Here is a 19317-nt window from a genome sequence, read left to right on the forward strand (position 1 = left end):
CGCCGGTATGACACAGCCGTTGAAGGTCTTCATTACCGGCGCATCGAGCGGCATCGGCGCCGCACTCGCCGCCGAGTACGCGCGGCGCGGCGCCATCCTCGGGCTCGTCGCGCGCCGCGCCGAGGTCCTCGAAACTTTGGTTGGTGCCCTTCACCAATCCCACCCGCAACACCCCGTTTCCCTCTATTGCGCCGACGTGCGCGACGCCGATGCGCTCGCGGCCGCCGCGCGCGCCTTCATCGCCGAGCACGGCCTGCCCGACGTGGTGATCGCCAACGCGGGCGTGAGCCGTGGCGCGCTCACCGGTCAAGGCGACCTCGCCACGTTCCGCGACGTGATGGACACCAACTACTTCGGCATGGTCGCCACTTTCGAGCCGTTCGCCGAGGCGATGGCGCAAGCGCGGCGCGGCACGCTCGTGGGCATCGCGAGCGTGGCCGGCGTGCGCGGGTTGCCGGGCTCGGGCGCCTACAGCGCCTCGAAGGCGGCGGCGCTCGCGTATCTGGAGTCGCTGCGCGTGGAAATGCGGCCGTTCAAGGTGCCGGTGGTGACGATCGCGCCCGGCTACATCCGCACGCCCATGACGGCGAAGAACCCGTACCGCATGCCGTTCCTCATGGACGCCGACCGCTTCGCCGCCAAAGCCGCCGATGCGATTGCACGCGGCACGGCCTTCGCGGTGTTCCCCTGGCCGATGCGCGTGGTCGCCACGTTGCTCGGCGCCCTGCCGCGCTGGCTCTACGACCTCGCGTTCGAGCGCGCCCCGCGCAAGCCGCGCGCTGCCCAGCATTGATCGGCCGCGGTTGGCTCTCTTGATCGCACCCCATATGGGTATGCCGATTATGTTGTTGTCTGCGCAATCTCCCTTCGATAAGCTTGGCCGGCTATAGGCTATAAGCCCCAACCAGGTCCGAACCAGGTCCGAACCAGGTTCCAACCCGGCCCAACGGAGACCCCAGGAGACCCCATGCGCTTCCTCTCGCCCGCTTCCGTGCTCGCCGCCGCGCTCGCCTGCGCGGCCCTGCCCGCGCTCGCGAAACCGCTCACGGTCTGCACGGAATCGAGCCCGGACGGCTTCGATGTCGTGCAGTTCAACTCGCTCGTGACCACCAACGCGTCCGCCGACGTGATCTTCAACTCGCTCGTCGCCTACGACGAAGCGCAGAAGAAGGTCGTGCCCGCGCTCGCGCAGTCGTGGGACGTGAGCGCCGATGGCCTCACCTACACGTTCCATCTGCGTCCGAACGTGCCGTTCCAGACCACCGAATGGTTCAAGCCCACGCGCACGCTGAGCGCCGACGATGTGGTCTTCACCTTCGAGCGCATGCTCGACCCCAACAACCCGTGGCACAAGGTGGCGGGCGCGAGCGGCTTCCCGCACGCGCAATCGATGGGGCTGCCGAAGCTCATCAAGTCGATCACGAAGGTCGACGCGAACACGGTGAAGTTCGAGCTCAACGAGCCGAACGCCACCTTTCTGCCGATCCTCACGATGGGCTTCGCGTCGATCTACTCGTCCGAGTACGCCGACCAGTTGCTCAAGGCCGGCAAGCAGCTCGACCTGAACGCGAAGCCCGTGGGCACCGGCCCGTTCGTGCTCAAGAGCTACACGAAGGACGCTGTGATCCGCTACGACGCGAACCCCACGTACTGGGGGCCCAAGCCGAAGGTGGAGCGCCTGATCTACGCGATCACGCCCGACGCCGCCGTGCGCGCGCAAAAGGTGAAGGCCGGCGAATGCCAGATCGCGCTCTCGCCCAAGCCCCAGGACGTGGCCGACGCGAAGACCGACAAGGCGCTCAAGGTGGTGCAGACGCCCGCGTTCATGACCGCCTTCCTCGCGCTCAACACGCAGAAGAAGCCGCTCGATAACCCGAAGGTGCGCCAGGCGCTGAACATGGCGTTCGACCGCACGACGTATCTCAAGGCGATCTTCGACAACACGGCCACGCCCGCGACGAACCCGTGGCCACCCATCACCTGGGGCTACGACAAATCGGTCCAGGCGTATCCGCACGACATCGCGAAGGCGAAGCAATTGCTGGCCGAAGCGGGTGTGCCCAACGGCTTTGCGACGACGATCTGGGTGCGCCCGAACGGCAGCGTTCTGAACCCGAACCCGCGCGCGGGCGCCGAGATGCTGCAGGCCGATTTCGCGAAGATCGGCGTGAAGGCGGAGATCAAGGTGATCGAGTGGGGCGAGCTCATCAAGGAAGCGAAGCAGGGGCAGCACGACACGCTGTTCATGGGCTGGGCCGGCGACAACGGCGATCCCGACAATTACCTCTCGCCGCTCTTTAGCTGCAATGCGGTGAAGTCGGGCATCAACTTCGCGCGCTTTTGCGACCCGCAGCTCGACAAGCTGATCGCCGACGGCAAGGAGACCGCCGATCAGGCAAAACGCACGAAGGACTACGAGGCCGCGCAGAAGATCATCCACGACCAGGCGCTGTGGATTCCGCTCGGCTATCCCACGGCCGCGGCCATCACGCGCACGAACGTGAGCGGCTATCAGGTGAGCCCGTTCGGACGGCAGAACTTCGGCGGCGTTGCGGTGCAGTAGCACGCGAGCGTTGCGCCGTGTACGAAACAGCCGGGGGCATGTCCCCGGTTTTTTGCGTTTCAAGCAGGCCTTCAGCGCGCTCGGGGCGTTACGCGTCCCGAAAATGCGCAACATCTTGCTTCCGTTCCGGGCCTTTCATTCTTTTCACGAAGTGGCATGATGCTCCGGTTAGCCCTGTTTTACGGGCTTTTCGCTCATGCGCCCTCGTTTTCAAGCACTTCGCGAACACGCGCGGCCTCGCGATACCGAGACGATTGTTGCAGTTTTGTAATTCGCCGCGCGTCGGTTCGCACTAGATTGGAAGCGTCCATTCAACGAGCCAAAAGGAGACTCGAATGAACGCGAAACTCATTGCCGCACTGGGCGCAGGCGCAACGATTCTTGCCGTCTCGCAGACCGCGATGGCCGGTGTTTCCGTGGGATTCGCCGTGGGCGCACCGGCGCCGGTCTATGCGGCACCCGAGCCGGTTTATGTCGCACCCGCGCCGGCCTACGTGGCGCCGGCCTACGTGGGCTGGCGCGACGACGACCACCGTTGGGACGATCGCCGCTGGGGCTACCGCCGTTGGCAAGAACACCGCTGGAACGAGTATCACTGGGGCCACGACCGCCGCTGGGGTGACCGTGACGGCGACTACGGCTACCGCCGCTGGTAAGCGGACGGACCGCGCGTACTGGACGCGTGAAATGCGCGGAATATGAAAACGCCTCGCCGGCAAGCAACACGGCAAGCAACAAGCGGCGAGGCGTTTTCGGCTTCGCGCACGCGCGGCGCCTTCTCTCAGGTTCTTTTGCTGATGTGCGCTAGACCGCTGCCTCCGTGCGAAACAAGCACGCGGACAGCGGCTTGAATCCCGACGTTACTTGGCCTTCGCTGACGATGAGCGGCGGCGGGCCGCCGTCGGGCTCTCGCTGCGCGTCGCGGCAGGCTTCGTTGTCTTCGCAGCTTTCTTTGCCGCAGTCGGCTTGGTTGCCGGTGCTACCTTCGCCACCGTTGGCTTCGTTTCCGTTGCCTTGGCCGCCGTTGCCTTGGCCGACGTTGTTTTCGCCGCCGTTGCCTTCGCCGCCGTTGGCTTCGCCGACGTTGTTTTCGTTTCCGTTGTCTTCGTCGGCTTAGTTGCCTTCATGCGGCTGCGCGCCGGCGCGGCTTCAACCGCCGGCTGCTGCACAGGTGAAGCCACAGGATCGGACGCGGCCGCCCCATCCGCTGTGCTCGCCGTAACCGCGCTACGCACACCACCGGCCACCTCGCCCGCTGCACTTGCTCCACCCGCAACCGGGCCCGCTTCCGGCTCACCACCTGCATTGCCCTTGCCACCCGCGTTACCCCTGCCGCCCGGCGGCGGCAACGGCTCCTTCTCGCTGCCCGGCTCCACGCCCAGCACGCGCTGGACCTCGGCAAAACGTTCCGCGCGCTCGCCTTCGAGCGGCGCGTCGGCCGTCGCTACCTGATACACCCCTCCAAGCAGCAAGCGGCGCGTGCGCATGTCCGGCACCAGCTCGGGCAGCGCCTCGATGGCGGCGTTCGCGTCGAGCTGCACGATCGCGCCCTGGCGGCGCGCCGACTCCTTGAGCTCGGCGATGCTCGGCTGGCGATCGCCCATGTATTCGCGCGCGAGTTCGCGCATGCGTTGGAACGGGCGGTATTGCACCACGCGCATCTCGTCGGCGAGATAGGCCATGATGCGCATGAACGCGTCGACCAGCGTGCCCTGGTTCACGTGCTCGTGCGCAGCGCGCAGACGCTGCTGCGCGAGCTCCTTGCGCAGCGCCGTGAGCGGCGGCGCGATCGGGTCGAGCGGCGTGTTGGGCGCGATGCCCACCCACGCTTGCACCCAGGGCGCCGTGTAGACGCTGTAGAACGCGTTTTCGATCCACGCGTCCCGCGCGTCGCGCCAGGCGTCCCATGCGGCTTCGATGCTCGCCGAGACCTGCTTTTCGATCAGCGTGAACGGGTTGTCGGGCGCGGCGGGCTTGCGGTGTGTACGCACCGCCTCGGCCATGGCAGGCAGCACGCCGAGCGCCGGGTTCGCATCGCTGAACAAACTGCGCTCCACGCGCGACGGATGCGCCTCGCGCAGCAGATGCGCCGAAAGCGCGTTGCTCGACGCGCGCACGAACGGCGAGACATACAGGTCGTAAAGCCGCTGATTGTTCTCCGCGAAACGGCGCACCACTTCGAACGGCTGCTCGTCGTCGCGGCCGTCGTCGAGCGCGAGAATGTCGTCGATGTCGCGACGCTCGAAGCGGATCTGATAGCGCCCTTCGAGCGCTTCGAGCCGCCCGGCTTCCGGCGTCGAGTCGGTGATCTTCGCTTCGTAGAGACCAGGTGGCAGCACGTCGATCAGATCGAGCGCCGAAAATAGTTCGGTGTGCTCCTTATTCGCCACGCTCGCCGAAACGAAGATGCCGAGGTGCCCCACCTTGCCGTGCAGGCAATAGACAATCACCTGCTCGTTCGCGACGATCTCGTCCACGCTCGCGTAGAGATCGGGAATCCAGTTGAGCGCCTGCTGTGGCGGTGTGATGTTGTCGCCCCACGAAGCGAGCACGATGATCGGCGTGCGGATGTTGCGCAGATCCACGGGCGCGCGCGCGTGCTTCGCGTAGACCTCGTTGCGCGTGAGGTGATTGCCGACGAACAGGTTCTGCACGATCCAGTCGATCTCGGCACGGTTCAACTGGTAGTGGCCGCCCCACCAGCGCTCGAATTCCAGAAAGCGCTCGCGCTCCGTATCGACCTTCGCGTAGAGGTTGTAGAGCTTGCCCCAAAACGTGTTCGCCGGATTGAGGTTCTCGAAGTTCTGCACGAGATGCGCGCCGTCGAAGTGGCCATCGCCGAGATCGGCGGCGAGCGACGACAGCCACGAGCCGCCCAGCATGCCGCCCGCGTAGCGCATGGGGTTCTTGCCGCGCACGCCGGCCCAGTACGAGAGCGGCGAGCCCGCGAGCATGAGCGGCCCGACCAGCGAGGGCGCGGACGCCGCCACCAGCGCCGCAGCCCAGCCGCCCTGGCAGTTGCCGATCACGAAGGGCTTGCCGTCGGCGTCCGGGTGCAGCTCGCGCACCTTGTGCAGGAACACGGCTTCCGCCTCGCCCACCGACTGGATCGTCTGCGTTTCGGTCGGCACCGGGAAGAAGGTCACGAAGTAGCACGGATGCCCCTTGCGCAGCGCGATGCCCACTTCGCTGTCCATCTTGAAGCCCGCGATGCCGGGGCCGTGCCCCGCGCGCGGATCGATCACGACGAACGGGCGCATGCGCGCGTCGGTCTGCACGCCCGCCTCGGGCTTGATGCGCACCAGCGCGTAGTTGCACGGATCCTTCAGCTCGCGGCCATCGACGATCACCTCGTAGTCGAACGCGAGCACCGGCGGCATGCCAGCCTTCTCGTGCAGGTAGGTCTGGTTGCCGCGCTCGCGCAGCACGTCGAGGAACAGGACACTGCGCTGCCAGGCGTCGAACAGATAGTCGAACAGCGGCTGGATCGCGGCGGGCGCCACTGCCGGCAGCGTGGGCATGGCGGGCATGGACGCCGCCACCGAGGGCCCGCGCGTCACGTTGAGCGCGGCGAATGGCGACACCGCCGACGAGAACGCCGCGCTCAACGCGGAATTGAACGCGGACCCTGGCACCGAGCCGAAGGAGCTAAGGGGCCAGACGAACCCGAGTGGGGAGGCGGAGGAAGCAGGCGAAGAATCGGATGAGAGCGCAGGCGGGAAGACGGGTACTGCCACGTGACGAATCTCCTTTAACGGGGCGCGCGGCTGCGATACCCGCCGTCATGAGCCACGGCGGGAGTCGACATGAAATTGGCGAAAGCACTGCACGAAGCCACGGCACGCATCGCCCGCAGTTGAATGGGCGAATGCACACGGCAGTCATGCTGCACCGCAATATTTCAATCTATGCAGGGTTGCGCGCAAAGTCAAGGCGGGTCGGATCGGACCGGATTGCCGCGCCATGATCGCGCGATGGCGTGAAGACGGCGTGACAGAGAACGCCGGTGCGCCCGCCCGGGCCGCTGCAAGGCCGCTGCAGCTGCATGGGCGATGCATTTCGAACGAGGATGCCAGGCCGCCAACAGCGGCTGCACACCTTGCGGCCGGCGCCAAAGGCGCTGGACTACACTGTTAGCGCTTTGCGCGCCGCAGCATGAAGGCATGAAAGCGTCGAGGCGCGTCGCCGCACATCGTCGCACAACCGTGGTTCAGCTTGCCCAGCGCCTGTTCGCGCTCATTCGAGCCAGTAACAGGCTCTCGCATCGGATGAGAGACCGACATGACTGTAACGCCCGACAAGTATTCCGCCCTGCTGGCCCGCTGCGCGGGCCTCGCGCCCGTGCCCACCGCGGTTGCGCACCCTTGCGATGTATCGTCGCTCACGGGCGCGCTCGACGCCGCCAACCTCGGCCTCATCGAACCGATCCTGGTCGGCCCCGAGGCAAAAATCCGCTCGGTGGCGATAGAAGCCAGGCTCTCGCTCGAAAACATCACGATCGTGGATGCGCCGCACAGCCACGCCGCCGCCGAGCGCGCGGTGCAAGCGGTACGCGAGGGCGAAGCCGAGCTGCTCATGAAGGGCAGCCTGCATAGCGACGAGCTGCTGCATGAGGTGGCGCGCGGCGCGAACGGCCTGCGCACGGAGCGCCGCCTCTCGCACGTGTTCGCGATGGACGTGCCCGCGTATCACAAGCCGCTCTTCATCACCGACGCCGCCGTCAACATCTTCCCGAAGCTCGCGGATAAAGCCGACATCGTGCGCAACGCCATCGATCTCGTGCAGGCGCTCGGCATCTCCACGCCGAAGGTCGCGATCCTCGCGGCGGTCGAGACGGTCTCCGAGAAAATGCCCTCGACCATCGAAGCCGCCGCGCTGTGCAAAATGGCCGAACGCGGCCAGATCGTGGGCGGTTTGCTCGATGGCCCGCTCGCCTTCGACAACGCGATCAGCGCCGAGGCCGCGCGCATCAAGGGCATCACCTCGCAGGTCGCGGGCGACCCGGACATTCTGCTGGTGCCCGACCTCGAAGCGGGCAACATGCTCGCCAAGCAGCTCACCTTTCTCGCCGGCGCGGAATCGGCCGGCATCGTGCTCGGCGCGCGCGTGCCCGTCGTCCTCACGAGCCGCGCCGACACCGTGCGCGCACGCATCGGCAGTTGCGCGATCGCGGTGCTCCTCGCCCACGCGCGGCGCGCGCGCATGACCGCGGAGGCCCTGTGACCATGGCTTCGACGCTCCACTCCTCCCCGGCTCATGCACAAGACGAAGGCCATAAGGACGAAGGCCATATCGTGCTCGTCGTGAACGCGGGCTCGTCGAGCATCAAGTGCTCGGTGTATCGCGTGGTCGACGATCCGCATGTGGAAGGCGGCGAGCGCGCGATTTTCGGCGCGGGCGGCCAGATCGAAGGCATTGGCGTGGCGCCGCGCGTGGTCGCGCGCATGGCCGACGGCCGGCTCATCGTCGACGAGAAGTTTCCGCTCGCGCAGGTCGCCGACCACGACGCCGCGTTCCGCCTGTTGCGCCTCGTGCTCGCGGTGGGCCTGCGCGACACGCCGCCCGCCGCGATCGGCCACCGCGTGGTGCACGGCGGCGCGCAATTCAAGGACGCGGTGCTCATCGACGACAAGGTGATCGAGGCGCTCGACGCGCTCACGCCGCTCGCGCCGCTGCATCAGCCGCACAATCTCGCGGCGATCCGCGCGGTGCGCACGGCCGCGCCCGATCTGCCGCAGGTGGCCTGCTTCGACACGGCCTTTCATGCGGGCAACGACATCATGGCGCAGCTCTTCGCGCTGCCGTACCACTACTACGAGGAAGGCATCCGCCGCTACGGCTTTCACGGCCTCTCCTACGAGTACATCGCGCAGCACCTGCACAGCGCCGCACCCGACGTCGCGCGCGGCCGCGTGGTGGTCGCGCATCTGGGCAACGGCGCGAGCCTGTGCGCGATGAAAGACGGCAAGAGCGTGGAGACGACGATGGGCCTCACCGCGCTCGACGGCCTGCCCATGGGCACGCGCTGCGGCGCGCTCGACGCGGGCGCGGCGCTGTGGATGATGGCGCAGGGCATGGGCCACGACGAGATCGAGAAGCTGCTGTACCACGAGTCCGGCCTCAAGGGCCTCTCGGGCGTGAGCAGCGACATGCGCGAGCTGCTCGCGAGCGAGAGCGAGCGGGCGAAGCTCGCCGTCGACTTCTACACGTATCGCATCGCGCAGGAAGTGGGCAAGCTCGCCGTCGGGCTGGGCGGGCTCGACGCGCTGGTGCTGACAGGCGGGATCGGCGAGCACGCCGCGCCGATTCGCGCGCAGGTGTGCGAGCGGCTCGCGCCGCTGTTCGGCATCGCGCTCGACGCGGCGGCCAATGACGCCGGCAAGGAGCGCGTGAGCTCGCGCGAGAGCCGCGTGCCGGTCTTCGCCATCCGCACCGACGAAGAAGGGATGATCGCGCTGCATACGGCGCGGCTGCTGCGCGGGGCGTTGGCGCGCTGATGCGTTCTGATGTTTCTGATGCGTTCTGATGAGTCGATACGGCGCCGCCGCATCGACCTTGCGGCGGCTCTGGCGCGCACCAGAGCCCGCAGTTTCAGGTGCGCTTCAGGCGAACTTCAACCGGTCGCTCACATTAAACGGCGCGCCATCCGCCGCCTCGCTCTTCGCGTGGACCTCATGCTGCGCACCGTCGCGCAGACGCCGTGGCGCGTCGCAATGCACGAGCGTATCGATGAAATACTTCGCGCGCGGCCACGGCCCGAAGCCCGCCGCCGTGTTGACATGTCCCGCGTCGCCGAGATTCACGAACGCGCTGCCCAGTTGCTGCGCGAGGCGTTGAGCGCCATCGAGCGGCATCCACGGATCGGTCTCGCTGCCGATCAGGATCGAGGGCACAGAAAGACGGCGCGCCTCGAACGCACCCGCGAAGCGGAATTTTTCCGGGCTTGCGGGCGCGACCAGCAGCACGCCCGCCACGTCGGCGGCAACGAACCCTTGCTGCAGCGCATGCGCCGTCACCAGACAGCCAAAGCTGTGCGCCGCTAGCACGAACGGCCCGCGCTCGCGCGCCAGCAGCCGTGCGAGCGCACGGCTCCATAGCGACAGATCAGGCGCGTCCCAGTCGTCCTGCTCCACACGCAGCGAGCGTGCGAACTGGCGCTCGAGCCAGCTTTGCCAGTGCGCGCCCTCGCTGCCGTGCAGGCCCGGCACGGTGACGAGTCTGGGCGGCCAGCGCGAGGTGCACGAAGAAGCGGTGCCTGAAGAAGCGGCGCACGAAAGCATGATTTTTTCCTCGCTTCGACGGATCGTGAACGGATTGTGATCCGCCACCCATGCGCGCCGAACCAATTTTTTTGCTTAGCTTTTTCTCGCCCCCGCCCCGGCCGCGCCGGATCACGATGAGACGCCGTCATGGCGCGGGCCGCGCGGAGAAAGCCGGCGGCCTGCGGCATGAAAAAGTAGAATGTGGCGACTCCCCCGCTCATCTCACGATCTCCACCATCCGCAGGGAAAGAACCACGATGAAAATTCTGTTCTGGCTCCCGCAAGCCGACGCCTCCGCCTGGCTCCACGGTCTCTCGCGCGCCCTGCCCGGCGCCGAGCTGCGCGAATGGCAGCCCGGCGACACGGCCCCCGCCGATTACGCGATCGTCTGGCATCCGCCGCGCGAGCTTTTCGCCGCGCGCAAGGGCCTGCGCGCGGTCTTCAATCTGGGCGCGGGCGTCGATGCGATCCTCGCGCTCGAGCGCGATCATCCGGGCACCTTGCCCAAGGACGCGCTGCTCGTGCGCCTCGAAGACTCGGGCATGGCGCCGCAAATGGCCGAATACGTGCGGCACGCGGTGCTGCGCTACCTGCGCCGCTTCGACGAATACGCGCTCCAGCAGGCGCGCCGCGAATGGCACGTGCTCGCGCCGCATCCGCTCGAAACCTTCACGGTGGGCGTGCTCGGCCTTGGCGTGCTGGGCGCACATGTCGCGCGCGCGGTGGCGTCGCTGGGCGTGCCGGTGCGCGGCTTCTCGCGCAGCGCGAAGACCCTCGACGGCATCGAGACCTTCTCGGGCGAGCTGCACGGCCCGCAGTTCGACGCGTTTCTGAGCGACGTGAAAGTGCTCGTGAACCTGCTGCCCGCCACGCCCGACACCGAGAACGTGCTCGACGCGCGCACCTTCGGCAAGCTCCCGCGCGGCGCGTATCTCGTGAACGTCGCGCGCGGCGCGCATCTGGTGGAAGAGGACCTCGTCGAGGCACTGGCGAGCGGCGCGCTCGCGGCCGCCACGCTCGACGTGTTCCGCCGCGAGCCGCTCGCGCCCGAGCACCCGTTCTGGCGCGAGCCGCGCATCACGATCACGCCGCATAGCGCCGCGCTCACGCTGCGCGACGAAGCAATCTCGCAGGTCGCGGACAAGATCGAGGCGCTCGCGCGCGGCGAGTCCGTGAGCGGGATCGTGCATACGACGCGCGGCTATTGAGGCGCGCGGGTGACACGCAGGAACTCAAGCTGAATATCGGAAATCAAGCAGGAGACAGACATGGCAACACTCCCCACCGCAGTCAAGATCGTTGAAGTCGGACCGCGCGACGGTCTGCAAAACGAAAAGGAATTCGTGCCCACCGCCGTGAAGATCGAGCTGATCGACCGGCTCTCGAAGGCGGGCTTTCCGAACATCGAAGCAGCTTCGTTCGTTTCGCCGAAATGGGTCCCGCAGATGGCCGACGGCGCCGAGGTCATGGCCAGCGTCGCACGCCGCGAAGGCGCGATCTATTCGGTGCTCACGCCCAATATGCGCGGCTTCGAAGGCGCGCTCGCCGCGCACGCCGATGAAATCGTGATCTTCGGCGCCGCGAGCGAGGCGTTCTCGCAGAAAAACATCAACTGCTCGATTGCGGAAAGCATCGATCGCTTCGCCCCCGTGGCCGAAGCGGCCAAGGCCGCCGGCGTGTGCATTCGCGGCAGCGTCTCGTGCTCGTTCGGCTGTCCGTACCAGGGCGAGGTGCCGGTGGCGTCGGTCGTCGACGTGGTGCAGCGCTTCGCGGCGCTCGGCTGCGACGAGATCGACATCGCCGACACCATCGGCGTGGGCACCGCGAAGCGCGTGCACGAAGTGTTCGACGCGGTCACGAAGGCGTTCCCGCGCGAGCGCCTCTCGGGCCATTTCCACGACACCTACGGCCAGGCGCTCGCCAATATCTATGCCGCGCTCGAAGAAGGCATCGCGATCTTTCACGCCTCCGTGGCGGGGCTCGGCGGCTGCCCCTACGCGAAGGGCGCGACCGGCAACGTCGCGACCGAAGACGTGCTGTATCTGATGAACGGCCTCGGCATTCATACCGGCATCGACCTCGATCAGGTCGTGGAAGCCGGCGACTTCATTTCGAAGGCCATCGGCCGGGCCAATGTCTCGCGCGCCGGCAAGGCGCTGCTCGCGAAGAAGCAGAACGCGTCGGCCTGCTCGTGATCTGAAACGCTTGAGTTGCAACCATTGCAGTACGAAGGAAACAACGACATGACGGAAACGCTCATCAACTCCGACAAGGACGGTCTCGAAGCCCTGCCCGATTCCGCGCGCCGCGTCGCGCTGCTCCTGCGCGAGCGCGGCCACGCAAAGCCGGTCGTGCTCCTGCCCGAAACCGGCAAGACCTCGGCGGAAGCCGCAGCCGGACTCGGTTGCGAAGTCGCGCAAATCGCCAAGTCGATCCTGTTTCGCCGCCGCAAGGACGATGCGCCCGTGCTCGTGATCGCGAGCGGCGCCAATCGCGTCGACGAAAAGAAAGTCGAGGCGCATGTGGGCGAAGTCGGCCGTGCCGACGCGAAGTTCGTGCGCGAGATGACCGGTTATGCGATTGGCGGCGTGTGCCCGATCGGCCACGCCACGCGGCCCGTCACGCTGATCGACGCCGACCTGTTCGAGCTCGATAGCCTGTGGGCCGCGGCAGGCCATCCGCATGCGGTCTTCAATCTTTCGCCGCAGGAACTGGAGGAGCTCACCGGCGCGCCCGTGGTGGACGTCGCATTGCGCGACGCGTGAGCGTGAGCCGCAATCCGGGTCCCAGCCAAAGTCCCAATCCGAGTCACAGTCCGAGTCCCAGCCCGAGTCCGATGAGCGCGCCCGTTCAAACGCCCTCGCCCTGCATCAACGTATGCCGCATGCACGAGGCGAGCGGCCTGTGCGAAGGGTGTCTGCGCACGATCGACGAGATCGCCGCGTGGTCCACGCTCGACGACGCCGCAAAGCGCGCCGTCTGGGACGCGATCGAGACACGCCACGCGCAGTGGCTGACACAGCGCTTCGATGCCCCCACCGAGAGAGGTGCCCGATGAACACGCCCGCCCGTGTGGTGAAGATCGGCGAGACGTTTCGCTCGACGCTCGCGCTCTCGCCCGAAACGGTGAAATCATTCGCCACGCTCGTAAACGACCTGAACCCGCTGCACCACGACGACGCCTATGCCGCGCAGAGCCGCTTCGGCGGTCTGATCGCCTCGGGCACGCAGCCCACCGCGTATTTCATGGCGCTGCTCGCCACGCATTTTTCGCAGTACGCGCAGCCGCTCGGCCTCGAATTCGACATGAAGCTCAAGCGCGCCGCGCATGCGCATGACGTGCTCACCTTCGAATGGCGCGTCGTGGATGCGCACTGGAAAGCGAGCCTGAACGGCGACCTCGTGAAGCTCGAAGGCACGGCCGTCAACCAGAACGGCGAGACGCTCGTGGTGGGCCGCTCGACGATTCTCGTGATGCCGAAGCCGCAGGCGCAAACGAGCGGAGAAGCCACGCGATGAGCGACGCCACGCCGGCCGGAGCGAATCCGCCAGCCACGTTGCCCGCGACGTTGCCCGCCATGTTGCCACCGTCGATCCGCGTGTTCGAGCGCGGCTGGCTCTCGTCGAATAACGTGCTGCTCGTCGACGAGGCACGCGCGGCGCTCGTCGACACGGGCTACGCCACGCATGCCGCGCAAACCGTCTCGCTCGTGCAGCACGCACTCGCGGGGCGCGCGCTCGACACGATCATCAACACGCATCTGCATTCGGACCATTGCGGCGGCAACGCGCGCCTCCAGGCGCAATGGCCCTGCGAGACGCTCATTCCCGCCGCCAGCGCGAGCGCCGTGGGCGCCTGGGACGAAGCGCGGCTCTCCTTTCTCGCCACCGGCCAGACCTGCGAGCGCTTCGGCTTCACGGGCACGCTCGCGCCCGGCGCGCGCGTGACGCTCGGCGGCTTCGAGTGGGACGTCATCGGCGCGCCCGGTCACGACCCCGACTCGCTGATGCTCTACGCCGCCGAGCCGCGCGTGCTGATCAGCGCCGACGCGCTCTGGGAGCACGGCTTCGGCGTGATCTTTCCGGAACTCGAAGGCGAAAGCGGTTTCGCGGAGCAGCGCGCGGTGCTAGACGCCATTGCGCAACTCGACGTGGCCGTGGTGATTCCGGGCCACGGCGCGCCGTTCGCGAACGTGGAAGCCGCGCTCGAACGCGCGTATGCGCGCCTCGCGTGGCTCAGCGCCGACCCCGCGCGCAACGCCAAAAACGCGCTCAAGGTACTGATCGTGTTCAAGCTGCTGGAAGTGCGCACGATGACATTCGCGACGCTGGAGGTCATGCTCGCCCAGGCGGTAGCCATGCGTGCGGCGGCGAGACAGCTCGCGCCCGAGAGCGCATGGCCCGCGCTGCTGCGCGAACTTGCCGGGGAACTGGCGAAAAGCGGCGCGCTCGTGATGGGCGAAAACGGCATCGAAGCGCCCGCCGGCATGGCCTGACGCCCGTGCCCGAGTGTCATGGGGCAGCACGGCGCAAGAAGCACAAGCGGTACGGTAAAAAAAACGCTCGTCCCTTTCCAGGACGAGCGTGAGTATCGTGCTCTGACGTGATCAAACTGTCGAGCCGATCATACTCGCGCGCGAATTCGCATCGCATCGGTGATTTCCCTAAAACCGGGAGCAATTGATTCGAAATCCGAATCGATGACAGGTGATAGACAACGCAGGTTCACGAACATGTCATACGGAACGCATCATCCGCCGAGTTGCAGGCGCAACCATTCGAACACGTGCGAGCACAGGTAGAGCCCGAGCCCGATCGTCCCGCCAATCACGGTGCCGTTCACGCGTATCGCCTGCAAGTCCTTGCCGATCTTCAGCTCGATCAGGCGCGCGGTCTCGCGCGTGTCCCAGTTGCGCACCGTATCGCGGATGTGATGCGTGAGGTAGCACGCGAAATCGGGAGCCATCGCGCGCGCGGCGTCTTCGAGATGGCGGTTGAGCGACGCGCGCAGGTCCGCATCGGCGGCAAGCGACTCGCCGAGCCAGCGCCCGGTTGCCGCCACCTTCGCGTGCAGCGTCGAGTCGGGGCGCTCCAGATCGTCGCGCAGCCACGCGCGCAGGCTGCTCCATAGCGCGCCCGTGTACTCGTTGAGCGCGCTGCCTTCGCGCAGGCCCGCTTTCAGCTCCTCGCCCTTGCGCAGGAACGCGGGATCGCTCTTCAACTGCACCACGAGCTTTTGCACCACCTCGTCGAACTTCTTGCGCAGGTGGTGCTCGCGGTCTTCGCTCACTTGCAGCAGCAGACGGTTCACCGCGGTTTCCAGCACGCGCGCGCCGCTGTCGCCGATCCATTCCGTGGGCAGGATCTTTTCGGTCAGCGGAAACTCGCCCTTCAGGCCTTCGACGATGCGCGCCGCCACGAACGCGCGCGTGCTCTCCTCGGCGAGCAGGAGGCCGAGCTGGTCGAGCATCTGGTCGAGCAGTTCCTGATGACGGCCGTCTTTCGTGAGCGTGTCGAGCAGCGCGCCCGCCGACTTCGAGAGATCGATCTTGTCGAGCGCGGCGTGCAGGCCGTCGCGGATGAAGGCCTGGATGCGCGCGTCGTCGGTGAGGCCGAGCAGGCCCGACATCAGCCGCACTGCGTAGTCGCCCAGATGCTGCGCGTTGTGCGGGGCCGTGAGCCAGGACGAGAACCGCTCGACCGGATCGTGACGGCGGATCAATGCGACCAGCGAGTCGACGTTGAGAAACTTGTCGTGCACGAAGACGGCGAGCTCGTCGGCGATGCGATCCTTGTTGCGCGGGATGATGCCCGTGTGCGCCGCAATGAACGGAATCGGCACGCGCCGGAACAGCGCGACGACAGCGAACCAGTCGGCGAGCGCGCCCACCATGGCCGCTTCGCTCACGGCCTTGATGCCGTCGATCAGCGCGCCCGGCGGCGAAAGCGCCGTGGCGACGAACACCAGCGCCGCGCCCACCAGCAGCAGGAGCGCGCGGCGCTTGGCCCGCTTGAGTTCGGCTTCGTCGTGGCTGGCGTCTGCTGGGGTCATGCGCGGCTCGTGCACTGCCGTGCACTGTCGTGGTTGGGGAACCGCGACATTATGCGGCCAGCGTGCGGACGGCGCGGTGTCGCGATACCACCGGCCGGCCGCCGCGCAGTCCGCCGCGCAGTCCGCCGCGCAATCACTCCTGGCGCTCAATCGCCTCGAAGAACGAAAGAATCTCGCCGACGAGCGCCTCGCTCGCCTCCTCGGGAATGTAGTGGCCGCACGGCAATGCCCGGCCGCTCACGTCGCGCGCCACCTTGCGCCACTCTGCGAGCGGATCGAAGCAGCGCTCGATCACGCCGTGCTCGCCCCACAGCACGCGCAGCGGGCAGCCCACCTTGTGGCCGCGCTCGATGTCGGCGCGGTCGTGCTCGAGGTCGATGGTCGCGGAAGCGCGATAGTCCTCGCACATCGCGTGCACCGCGCCGGGCTGACGCAGCGCCGCGCGGTACGCGCCGAGCGCCTTGGGCGCGAAGGGCGCGAGGCCCGCGTGGCGGCTGCCCATCACGCGCTCGATATAAGCGTCGGGATTCGCGCCGATCAGATCCTCGGGCAGCGGCTCGGGCTGGATCAGAAAGAACCAGTGGAAATACAGCGTGGCGAACTCGCGGTTGGTCTGCTCGTACATGGCGAGCGTGGGTGCGATGTCGAGCAGCATCAGCCGCTCCACGGCGTCGGGATGGTCGAGCGCCATGCGATGCGCGACGCGCGCGCCGCGGTCGTGCGCGCACACGAGAAAACGCTCGAAGCCGAAGTGGCGCATGACCTCGACCTGATCGGCGGCCATCGCGCGTTTCGAGTAAGCGGCGTGGCTCGCATCGCTCGCGGGCCTGGAGGAGGCGCCGTAGCCGCGCAGGTCGGTGGCGATCACGGTGAAGTGCTTCGCGAGATCTGCCGCGCAGCGATGCCAGATCATGTGCGTTTGCGGATGGCCATGCAGCAGCAACAGCGGTGGCCCTTCGCCGCCACGGAGCCCCTGAATCTCGACGCCATCCGCGGTGCGAACGGTGAAAGGCGTATATCCCTCGAACGGCATAGTCGCGTCTCCCGCATATCTTTGTTGGTCTGCGGGATATTGTAGGAGGGGTGCGCGATGCGCCGTCGCAAATTCGGGAGCGAAAAGCTAGAAACCGAACACTCCCTCGATTCGCCCGAACGGCGTGGGAGCCATGAGGCGCAAGCCGCGCGCCTATAATCGAACGACCGTTTTGGTGGATACCCGAAGGGCGATTTTTAGTCTAAGCCCGGCCTGAACCCGTCCTTCCGCAGCAAGGAGACCTCGTCATGGCATTGCCCGCCGTCCTGCAGAACCTGTCGTTGCCTGTCGTCGGCTCGCCGATGTTCATCGTGAGCTACCCCGAGCTCGTGCTCGCGCAATGCAAGGCCGGCATCGTCGGCTCGTTTCCGGCGCTCAACGCGCGCCCCGCCGAGCAGCTCGACGCGTGGCTCACGCAGATCCAGCAACAGCTCGCCGAGCACAAGGCCGCGAACCCGGACGCCGTGATCGGGCCGATCGCCGTGAACCAGATCGTGCATCAGTCCAATACGCGGCTCGAGCAAGACGTGCGCGTATGCGTCGAGCACAAGGTGCCGATCTTCATCACGAGCCTGCGCGCGCCGCCAAGAGAATTGCTCGACGCCGTGCACAGCTATGGCGGCATCGTGCTGCACGACGTCATCAACCTGCGTCATGCCGGCAAGGCGCTCGAAGCTGGCGTGGACGGCCTCATTCTCGTTGCGGCGGGCGCGGGCGGGCACGCGGGCACGACTTCGCCGTTCGCGCTCGTGGGCGAAGTGCGGCGCCTGTTCGACGGCCCCATCGTGCTCTCGGGCGCGATCGCCAACGGCGGCTCCATCCTCGCCGCCCAGGCCATGGGCGCCGATCTCGCTTACATGGGCACGCGCTTTATCGCCACGCGCGAAGCGCATGCCGTGGAGGGCTACAAGCACGCCATCCTCGAAGCCAAGGCCGCCGACATCGTCTACACGAACCTGTTTACGGGCGTGCACGGCAACTACATCCGCGAAAGCATCGTTAATGCGGGCCTCGACCCGGACGCGCTGCCCGAGTCGGACAAGTCGAAGATGAACTTCGGCGGCGACAAGGCCAAAGCGTGGAAGGACATCTGGGGCGCGGGCCAGGGCGTGGGGCTCATGGACGACGTGCCGTCGGTGGCGGAGCTGGTCGCGCGCCTGAAGAGCGAATACGACCAGACCCGCGCGCGGCTGGGGATCGCGCGCTGAAGATCCCGCGCTGAAGATCCCGCGCTAACGGCTCAGGCGCGGCTCGGCACGCGGCCAGGCGCCTGCCTGTACACACACTCCGTTCATCGCTTGCGCGCCGGCGGCAGCTTCGCTTGCCGGCGCTGCACGCGAGTTCGGCTCAGGCCTTCTTGTCGGGTATGGCCCGCGCCGCCGCCTCGCGAATCGCCTCGACGCCCGGCCAGAGCGCGCGCTCACCAAAGCGCGCCGCGAGGAAATCGACGAACGAACGCACCTTTGCCGAAAGATGGCGCCGGCTCGCGTAGACGGCATAGATGGGCAGCTCGCGCGGCGGCAGCGCATCGACGAGCAGTGGCACGAGGCGGCCTTCCGCGATGTCGTCGCCGATCACTTCGGTGCCGAGCATCGAAAGCCCGCCGCCCTGGAGCAGCACCACGCGCAGCGCCTCCAGGTGGTTGACGATCAGATTGCCGCCCGGCTTCGGCCTCGCGCCGGTCTCCGCGAACGGCGCAAGCTCCGCCGCTGAGGCGCCCGCGTAATGCACGAACCGGTGCTGCGCGAGATCGGCCACGCTGCGCGGCACGCCGTGACGGCGCAGATACTCGGGCGCGGCGCACAGCACGATATGCGCGGTCGCGAGCGGCCGCGCGATCAGCGACGACGACTTCAGCCCCGAAGGCGACGCGCGGATCGCCACATCGAAGCCTTCGTCGATCAATTCGACCACGCGGTCCGAGAGGGTGATGTCGACGGTGACCTGCGGGAAGCCGGCCGCGTAGTCGGCCACCGCGCCCATCACGTGGCGCAGGCCGAACGCCGTGAGCGACGACACGCGCAAGCGCCCCTGCGGCACCACGCTCGCGGCGCCTACCGCCTGGCCGGCCTCGTCGAGTTCGGTGAGCGCCTGGGCCACGCGCTCGTAGTATTCGCGGCCCGCCTCGGTGGGGGCGACGCGGCGCGTCGTGCGGTTCAAGAGACGCGCGCCGAGTTGCTGCTCGAGATGCATCACGTGCTTGCTCGCCATGGCCGCGGACATGTCCATGCGCTCGGCCGCCGCGACGAAGCTCCCCGCCTCCACCACGTACCGGAACACTTTCATGCTGACGAGGGTATCCATCGCGCCGTTCTTTCCACAAAAAAATCAGGTTAATCAGGAAATAATCGCCGGTATTGTGCGCGCTTTATCAACTCCTGGTAGCCAAACGCGCACCCATATCGCC

The 19317-nt window shown here is 67.1% G+C and carries 17 protein-coding genes; 12 read left to right on the top strand and 5 right to left on the bottom strand.

Annotation, left to right across the window (positions count from 1 at the left end; all coding sequences use genetic code 11):
• Window positions 1-7 precede the first annotated feature (7 nt).
• The 3 genes from L5014_RS28970 to L5014_RS28980 all read left to right on the top strand — a co-directional run bounded on the left by L5014_RS28970 (window position 8) and on the right by L5014_RS28980 (window position 3219).
• Window positions 8-793 carry an SDR family oxidoreductase gene (locus L5014_RS28970; protein ID WP_238467237.1) on the top strand — a complete coding sequence of 262 codons (786 nt, stop codon included), beginning with the start codon at window positions 8-10 and terminating at the stop codon, window positions 791-793.
• 174 nt (window positions 794-967) lie between these two features.
• Window positions 968-2563 carry an ABC transporter substrate-binding protein gene (locus L5014_RS28975; protein WP_238467238.1) on the top strand — a complete coding sequence of 532 codons (1596 nt, stop codon included), beginning with the start codon at window positions 968-970 and terminating at the stop codon, window positions 2561-2563.
• 335 nt (window positions 2564-2898) lie between these two features.
• Window positions 2899-3219, top strand: coding sequence for a hypothetical protein (locus L5014_RS28980; protein ID WP_420800157.1), 321 nt, complete (start codon window positions 2899-2901; stop codon window positions 3217-3219).
• Between the two features lie 204 nt (window positions 3220-3423).
• Here L5014_RS28980 and L5014_RS28985 read toward each other — a convergent pair whose 3' ends face one another.
• Entirely contained in the window at window positions 3424-6300 is a 2877-nt protein-coding gene (locus L5014_RS28985) for a DUF3141 domain-containing protein (protein ID WP_338019347.1), read from the bottom strand.
• Between the two features lie 544 nt (window positions 6301-6844).
• On the opposite strand from L5014_RS28985, the gene L5014_RS28990 reads away from it, so the two are divergent.
• The gene (locus tag L5014_RS28990; RefSeq protein ID WP_238467239.1) at window positions 6845-7786 is read left to right on the top strand and encodes a bifunctional enoyl-CoA hydratase/phosphate acetyltransferase; all 942 of its coding nucleotides are present in this window, start codon (window positions 6845-6847) and stop codon (window positions 7784-7786) included.
• Window positions 7787-7788: 2 nt separating this feature from the next.
• Entirely contained in the window at window positions 7789-9060 is a 1272-nt protein-coding gene (locus tag L5014_RS28995; RefSeq protein ID WP_238467240.1) for an acetate/propionate family kinase, read from the top strand.
• Window positions 9061-9165: 105 nt separating this feature from the next.
• Here the strand turns inward: L5014_RS28995 and L5014_RS29000 are convergent, their stop codons facing one another.
• Window positions 9166-9843 carry an RBBP9/YdeN family alpha/beta hydrolase gene (locus L5014_RS29000; protein ID WP_238467241.1) on the bottom strand — a complete coding sequence of 226 codons (678 nt, stop codon included), beginning with the start codon at window positions 9841-9843 and terminating at the stop codon, window positions 9166-9168.
• Between the two features lie 239 nt (window positions 9844-10082).
• Between L5014_RS29000 and L5014_RS29005 the strand changes: the two genes are divergently transcribed.
• From L5014_RS29005 to L5014_RS29030, 6 genes are all read left to right on the top strand, one after another.
• Complete coding sequence (locus L5014_RS29005; RefSeq protein ID WP_238467242.1) at window positions 10083-11033, top strand: 2-hydroxyacid dehydrogenase; 951 nt, start codon at window positions 10083-10085, stop codon at window positions 11031-11033.
• A 60-nt stretch (window positions 11034-11093) separates the two neighbouring features.
• A complete protein-coding gene (locus L5014_RS29010; RefSeq protein ID WP_238467243.1) occupies window positions 11094-12020 on the top strand; it encodes a hydroxymethylglutaryl-CoA lyase in 927 nt (308 codons plus the stop codon).
• Window positions 12021-12068: 48 nt separating this feature from the next.
• Window positions 12069-12590 carry a YbaK/EbsC family protein gene (locus tag L5014_RS29015; protein ID WP_238467244.1) on the top strand — a complete coding sequence of 174 codons (522 nt, stop codon included), beginning with the start codon at window positions 12069-12071 and terminating at the stop codon, window positions 12588-12590.
• Window positions 12591-12661: 71 nt separating this feature from the next.
• On the top strand, window positions 12662-12883 hold the full coding sequence (locus L5014_RS29020; protein ID WP_238467245.1) for a DUF1289 domain-containing protein: 222 nt from the start codon (window positions 12662-12664) through the stop codon (window positions 12881-12883).
• A complete protein-coding gene (locus L5014_RS29025; RefSeq protein ID WP_238467246.1) occupies window positions 12880-13344 on the top strand; it encodes a MaoC family dehydratase in 465 nt (154 codons plus the stop codon). Before L5014_RS29020 ends, L5014_RS29025 begins: the two co-directional genes overlap by 4 nt.
• 59 nt (window positions 13345-13403) lie before the next feature.
• Entirely contained in the window at window positions 13404-14321 is a 918-nt protein-coding gene (locus tag L5014_RS29030; RefSeq protein WP_238467266.1) for an MBL fold metallo-hydrolase, read from the top strand.
• 254 nt (window positions 14322-14575) lie between these two features.
• On the opposite strand, the gene L5014_RS29035 is transcribed toward L5014_RS29030, so the two are convergent.
• Window positions 14576-15877, bottom strand: coding sequence for a DUF445 domain-containing protein (locus tag L5014_RS29035; protein ID WP_238467247.1), 1302 nt, complete (start codon window positions 15875-15877; stop codon window positions 14576-14578).
• Between the two features lie 133 nt (window positions 15878-16010).
• Window positions 16011-16910 (bottom strand): alpha/beta fold hydrolase, encoded by a 900-nt coding sequence (locus tag L5014_RS29040; protein ID WP_238467248.1) that lies wholly within the window; start codon window positions 16908-16910, stop codon window positions 16011-16013.
• A gap of 248 nt (window positions 16911-17158) precedes the next feature.
• On the opposite strand from L5014_RS29040, the gene L5014_RS29045 reads away from it, so the two are divergent.
• Complete coding sequence (locus L5014_RS29045; protein WP_238467249.1) at window positions 17159-18118, top strand: NAD(P)H-dependent flavin oxidoreductase; 960 nt, start codon at window positions 17159-17161, stop codon at window positions 18116-18118.
• Between the two features lie 139 nt (window positions 18119-18257).
• Here the strand turns inward: L5014_RS29045 and L5014_RS29050 are convergent, their stop codons facing one another.
• The gene (locus L5014_RS29050; protein ID WP_238467250.1) at window positions 18258-19214 is read right to left on the bottom strand and encodes a LysR family transcriptional regulator; all 957 of its coding nucleotides are present in this window, start codon (window positions 19212-19214) and stop codon (window positions 18258-18260) included.
• Between the last annotated feature and the right edge of the window lie 103 nt (window positions 19215-19317).

Origin of the sequence: Paraburkholderia tagetis (genome assembly GCF_022213065.1) — a bacterium.
Lineage (GTDB): Bacteria > Pseudomonadota > Gammaproteobacteria > Burkholderiales > Burkholderiaceae > Paraburkholderia > Paraburkholderia tagetis.

Bases quoted from the DNA above. Each gene is read 5' to 3' on its own strand.
- L5014_RS28970 (WP_238467237.1), top strand. From the start codon at position 8: ATGACACAGCCGTTGAAGGTCTTCATTACCGGCGCATCGAGCGGCATC.
- L5014_RS28975 (WP_238467238.1), top strand. From the start codon at position 968: ATGCGCTTCCTCTCGCCCGCTTCCGTGCTCGCCGCCGCGCTCGCCTGC.
- L5014_RS28980 (WP_420800157.1), top strand. From the start codon at position 2,899: ATGAACGCGAAACTCATTGCCGCACTGGGCGCAGGCGCAACGATTCTT.
- L5014_RS28990 (WP_238467239.1), top strand. From the start codon at position 6,845: ATGACTGTAACGCCCGACAAGTATTCCGCCCTGCTGGCCCGCTGCGCG.
- L5014_RS28995 (WP_238467240.1), top strand. From the start codon at position 7,789: ATGGCTTCGACGCTCCACTCCTCCCCGGCTCATGCACAAGACGAAGGC.
- L5014_RS29000 (WP_238467241.1), bottom strand. From the start codon at position 9,843: ATGCTTTCGTGCGCCGCTTCTTCAGGCACCGCTTCTTCGTGCACCTCG.
- L5014_RS29005 (WP_238467242.1), top strand. From the start codon at position 10,083: ATGAAAATTCTGTTCTGGCTCCCGCAAGCCGACGCCTCCGCCTGGCTC.
- L5014_RS29010 (WP_238467243.1), top strand. From the start codon at position 11,094: ATGGCAACACTCCCCACCGCAGTCAAGATCGTTGAAGTCGGACCGCGC.
- L5014_RS29015 (WP_238467244.1), top strand. From the start codon at position 12,069: ATGACGGAAACGCTCATCAACTCCGACAAGGACGGTCTCGAAGCCCTG.
- L5014_RS29020 (WP_238467245.1), top strand. From the start codon at position 12,662: ATGAGCGCGCCCGTTCAAACGCCCTCGCCCTGCATCAACGTATGCCGC.
- L5014_RS29025 (WP_238467246.1), top strand. From the start codon at position 12,880: ATGAACACGCCCGCCCGTGTGGTGAAGATCGGCGAGACGTTTCGCTCG.
- L5014_RS29030 (WP_238467266.1), top strand. From the start codon at position 13,404: ATGTTGCCACCGTCGATCCGCGTGTTCGAGCGCGGCTGGCTCTCGTCG.
- L5014_RS29035 (WP_238467247.1), bottom strand. From the start codon at position 15,877: ATGACCCCAGCAGACGCCAGCCACGACGAAGCCGAACTCAAGCGGGCC.
- L5014_RS29040 (WP_238467248.1), bottom strand. From the start codon at position 16,910: ATGCCGTTCGAGGGATATACGCCTTTCACCGTTCGCACCGCGGATGGC.
- L5014_RS29045 (WP_238467249.1), top strand. From the start codon at position 17,159: ATGGCATTGCCCGCCGTCCTGCAGAACCTGTCGTTGCCTGTCGTCGGC.
- L5014_RS29050 (WP_238467250.1), bottom strand. From the start codon at position 19,214: ATGGATACCCTCGTCAGCATGAAAGTGTTCCGGTACGTGGTGGAGGCG.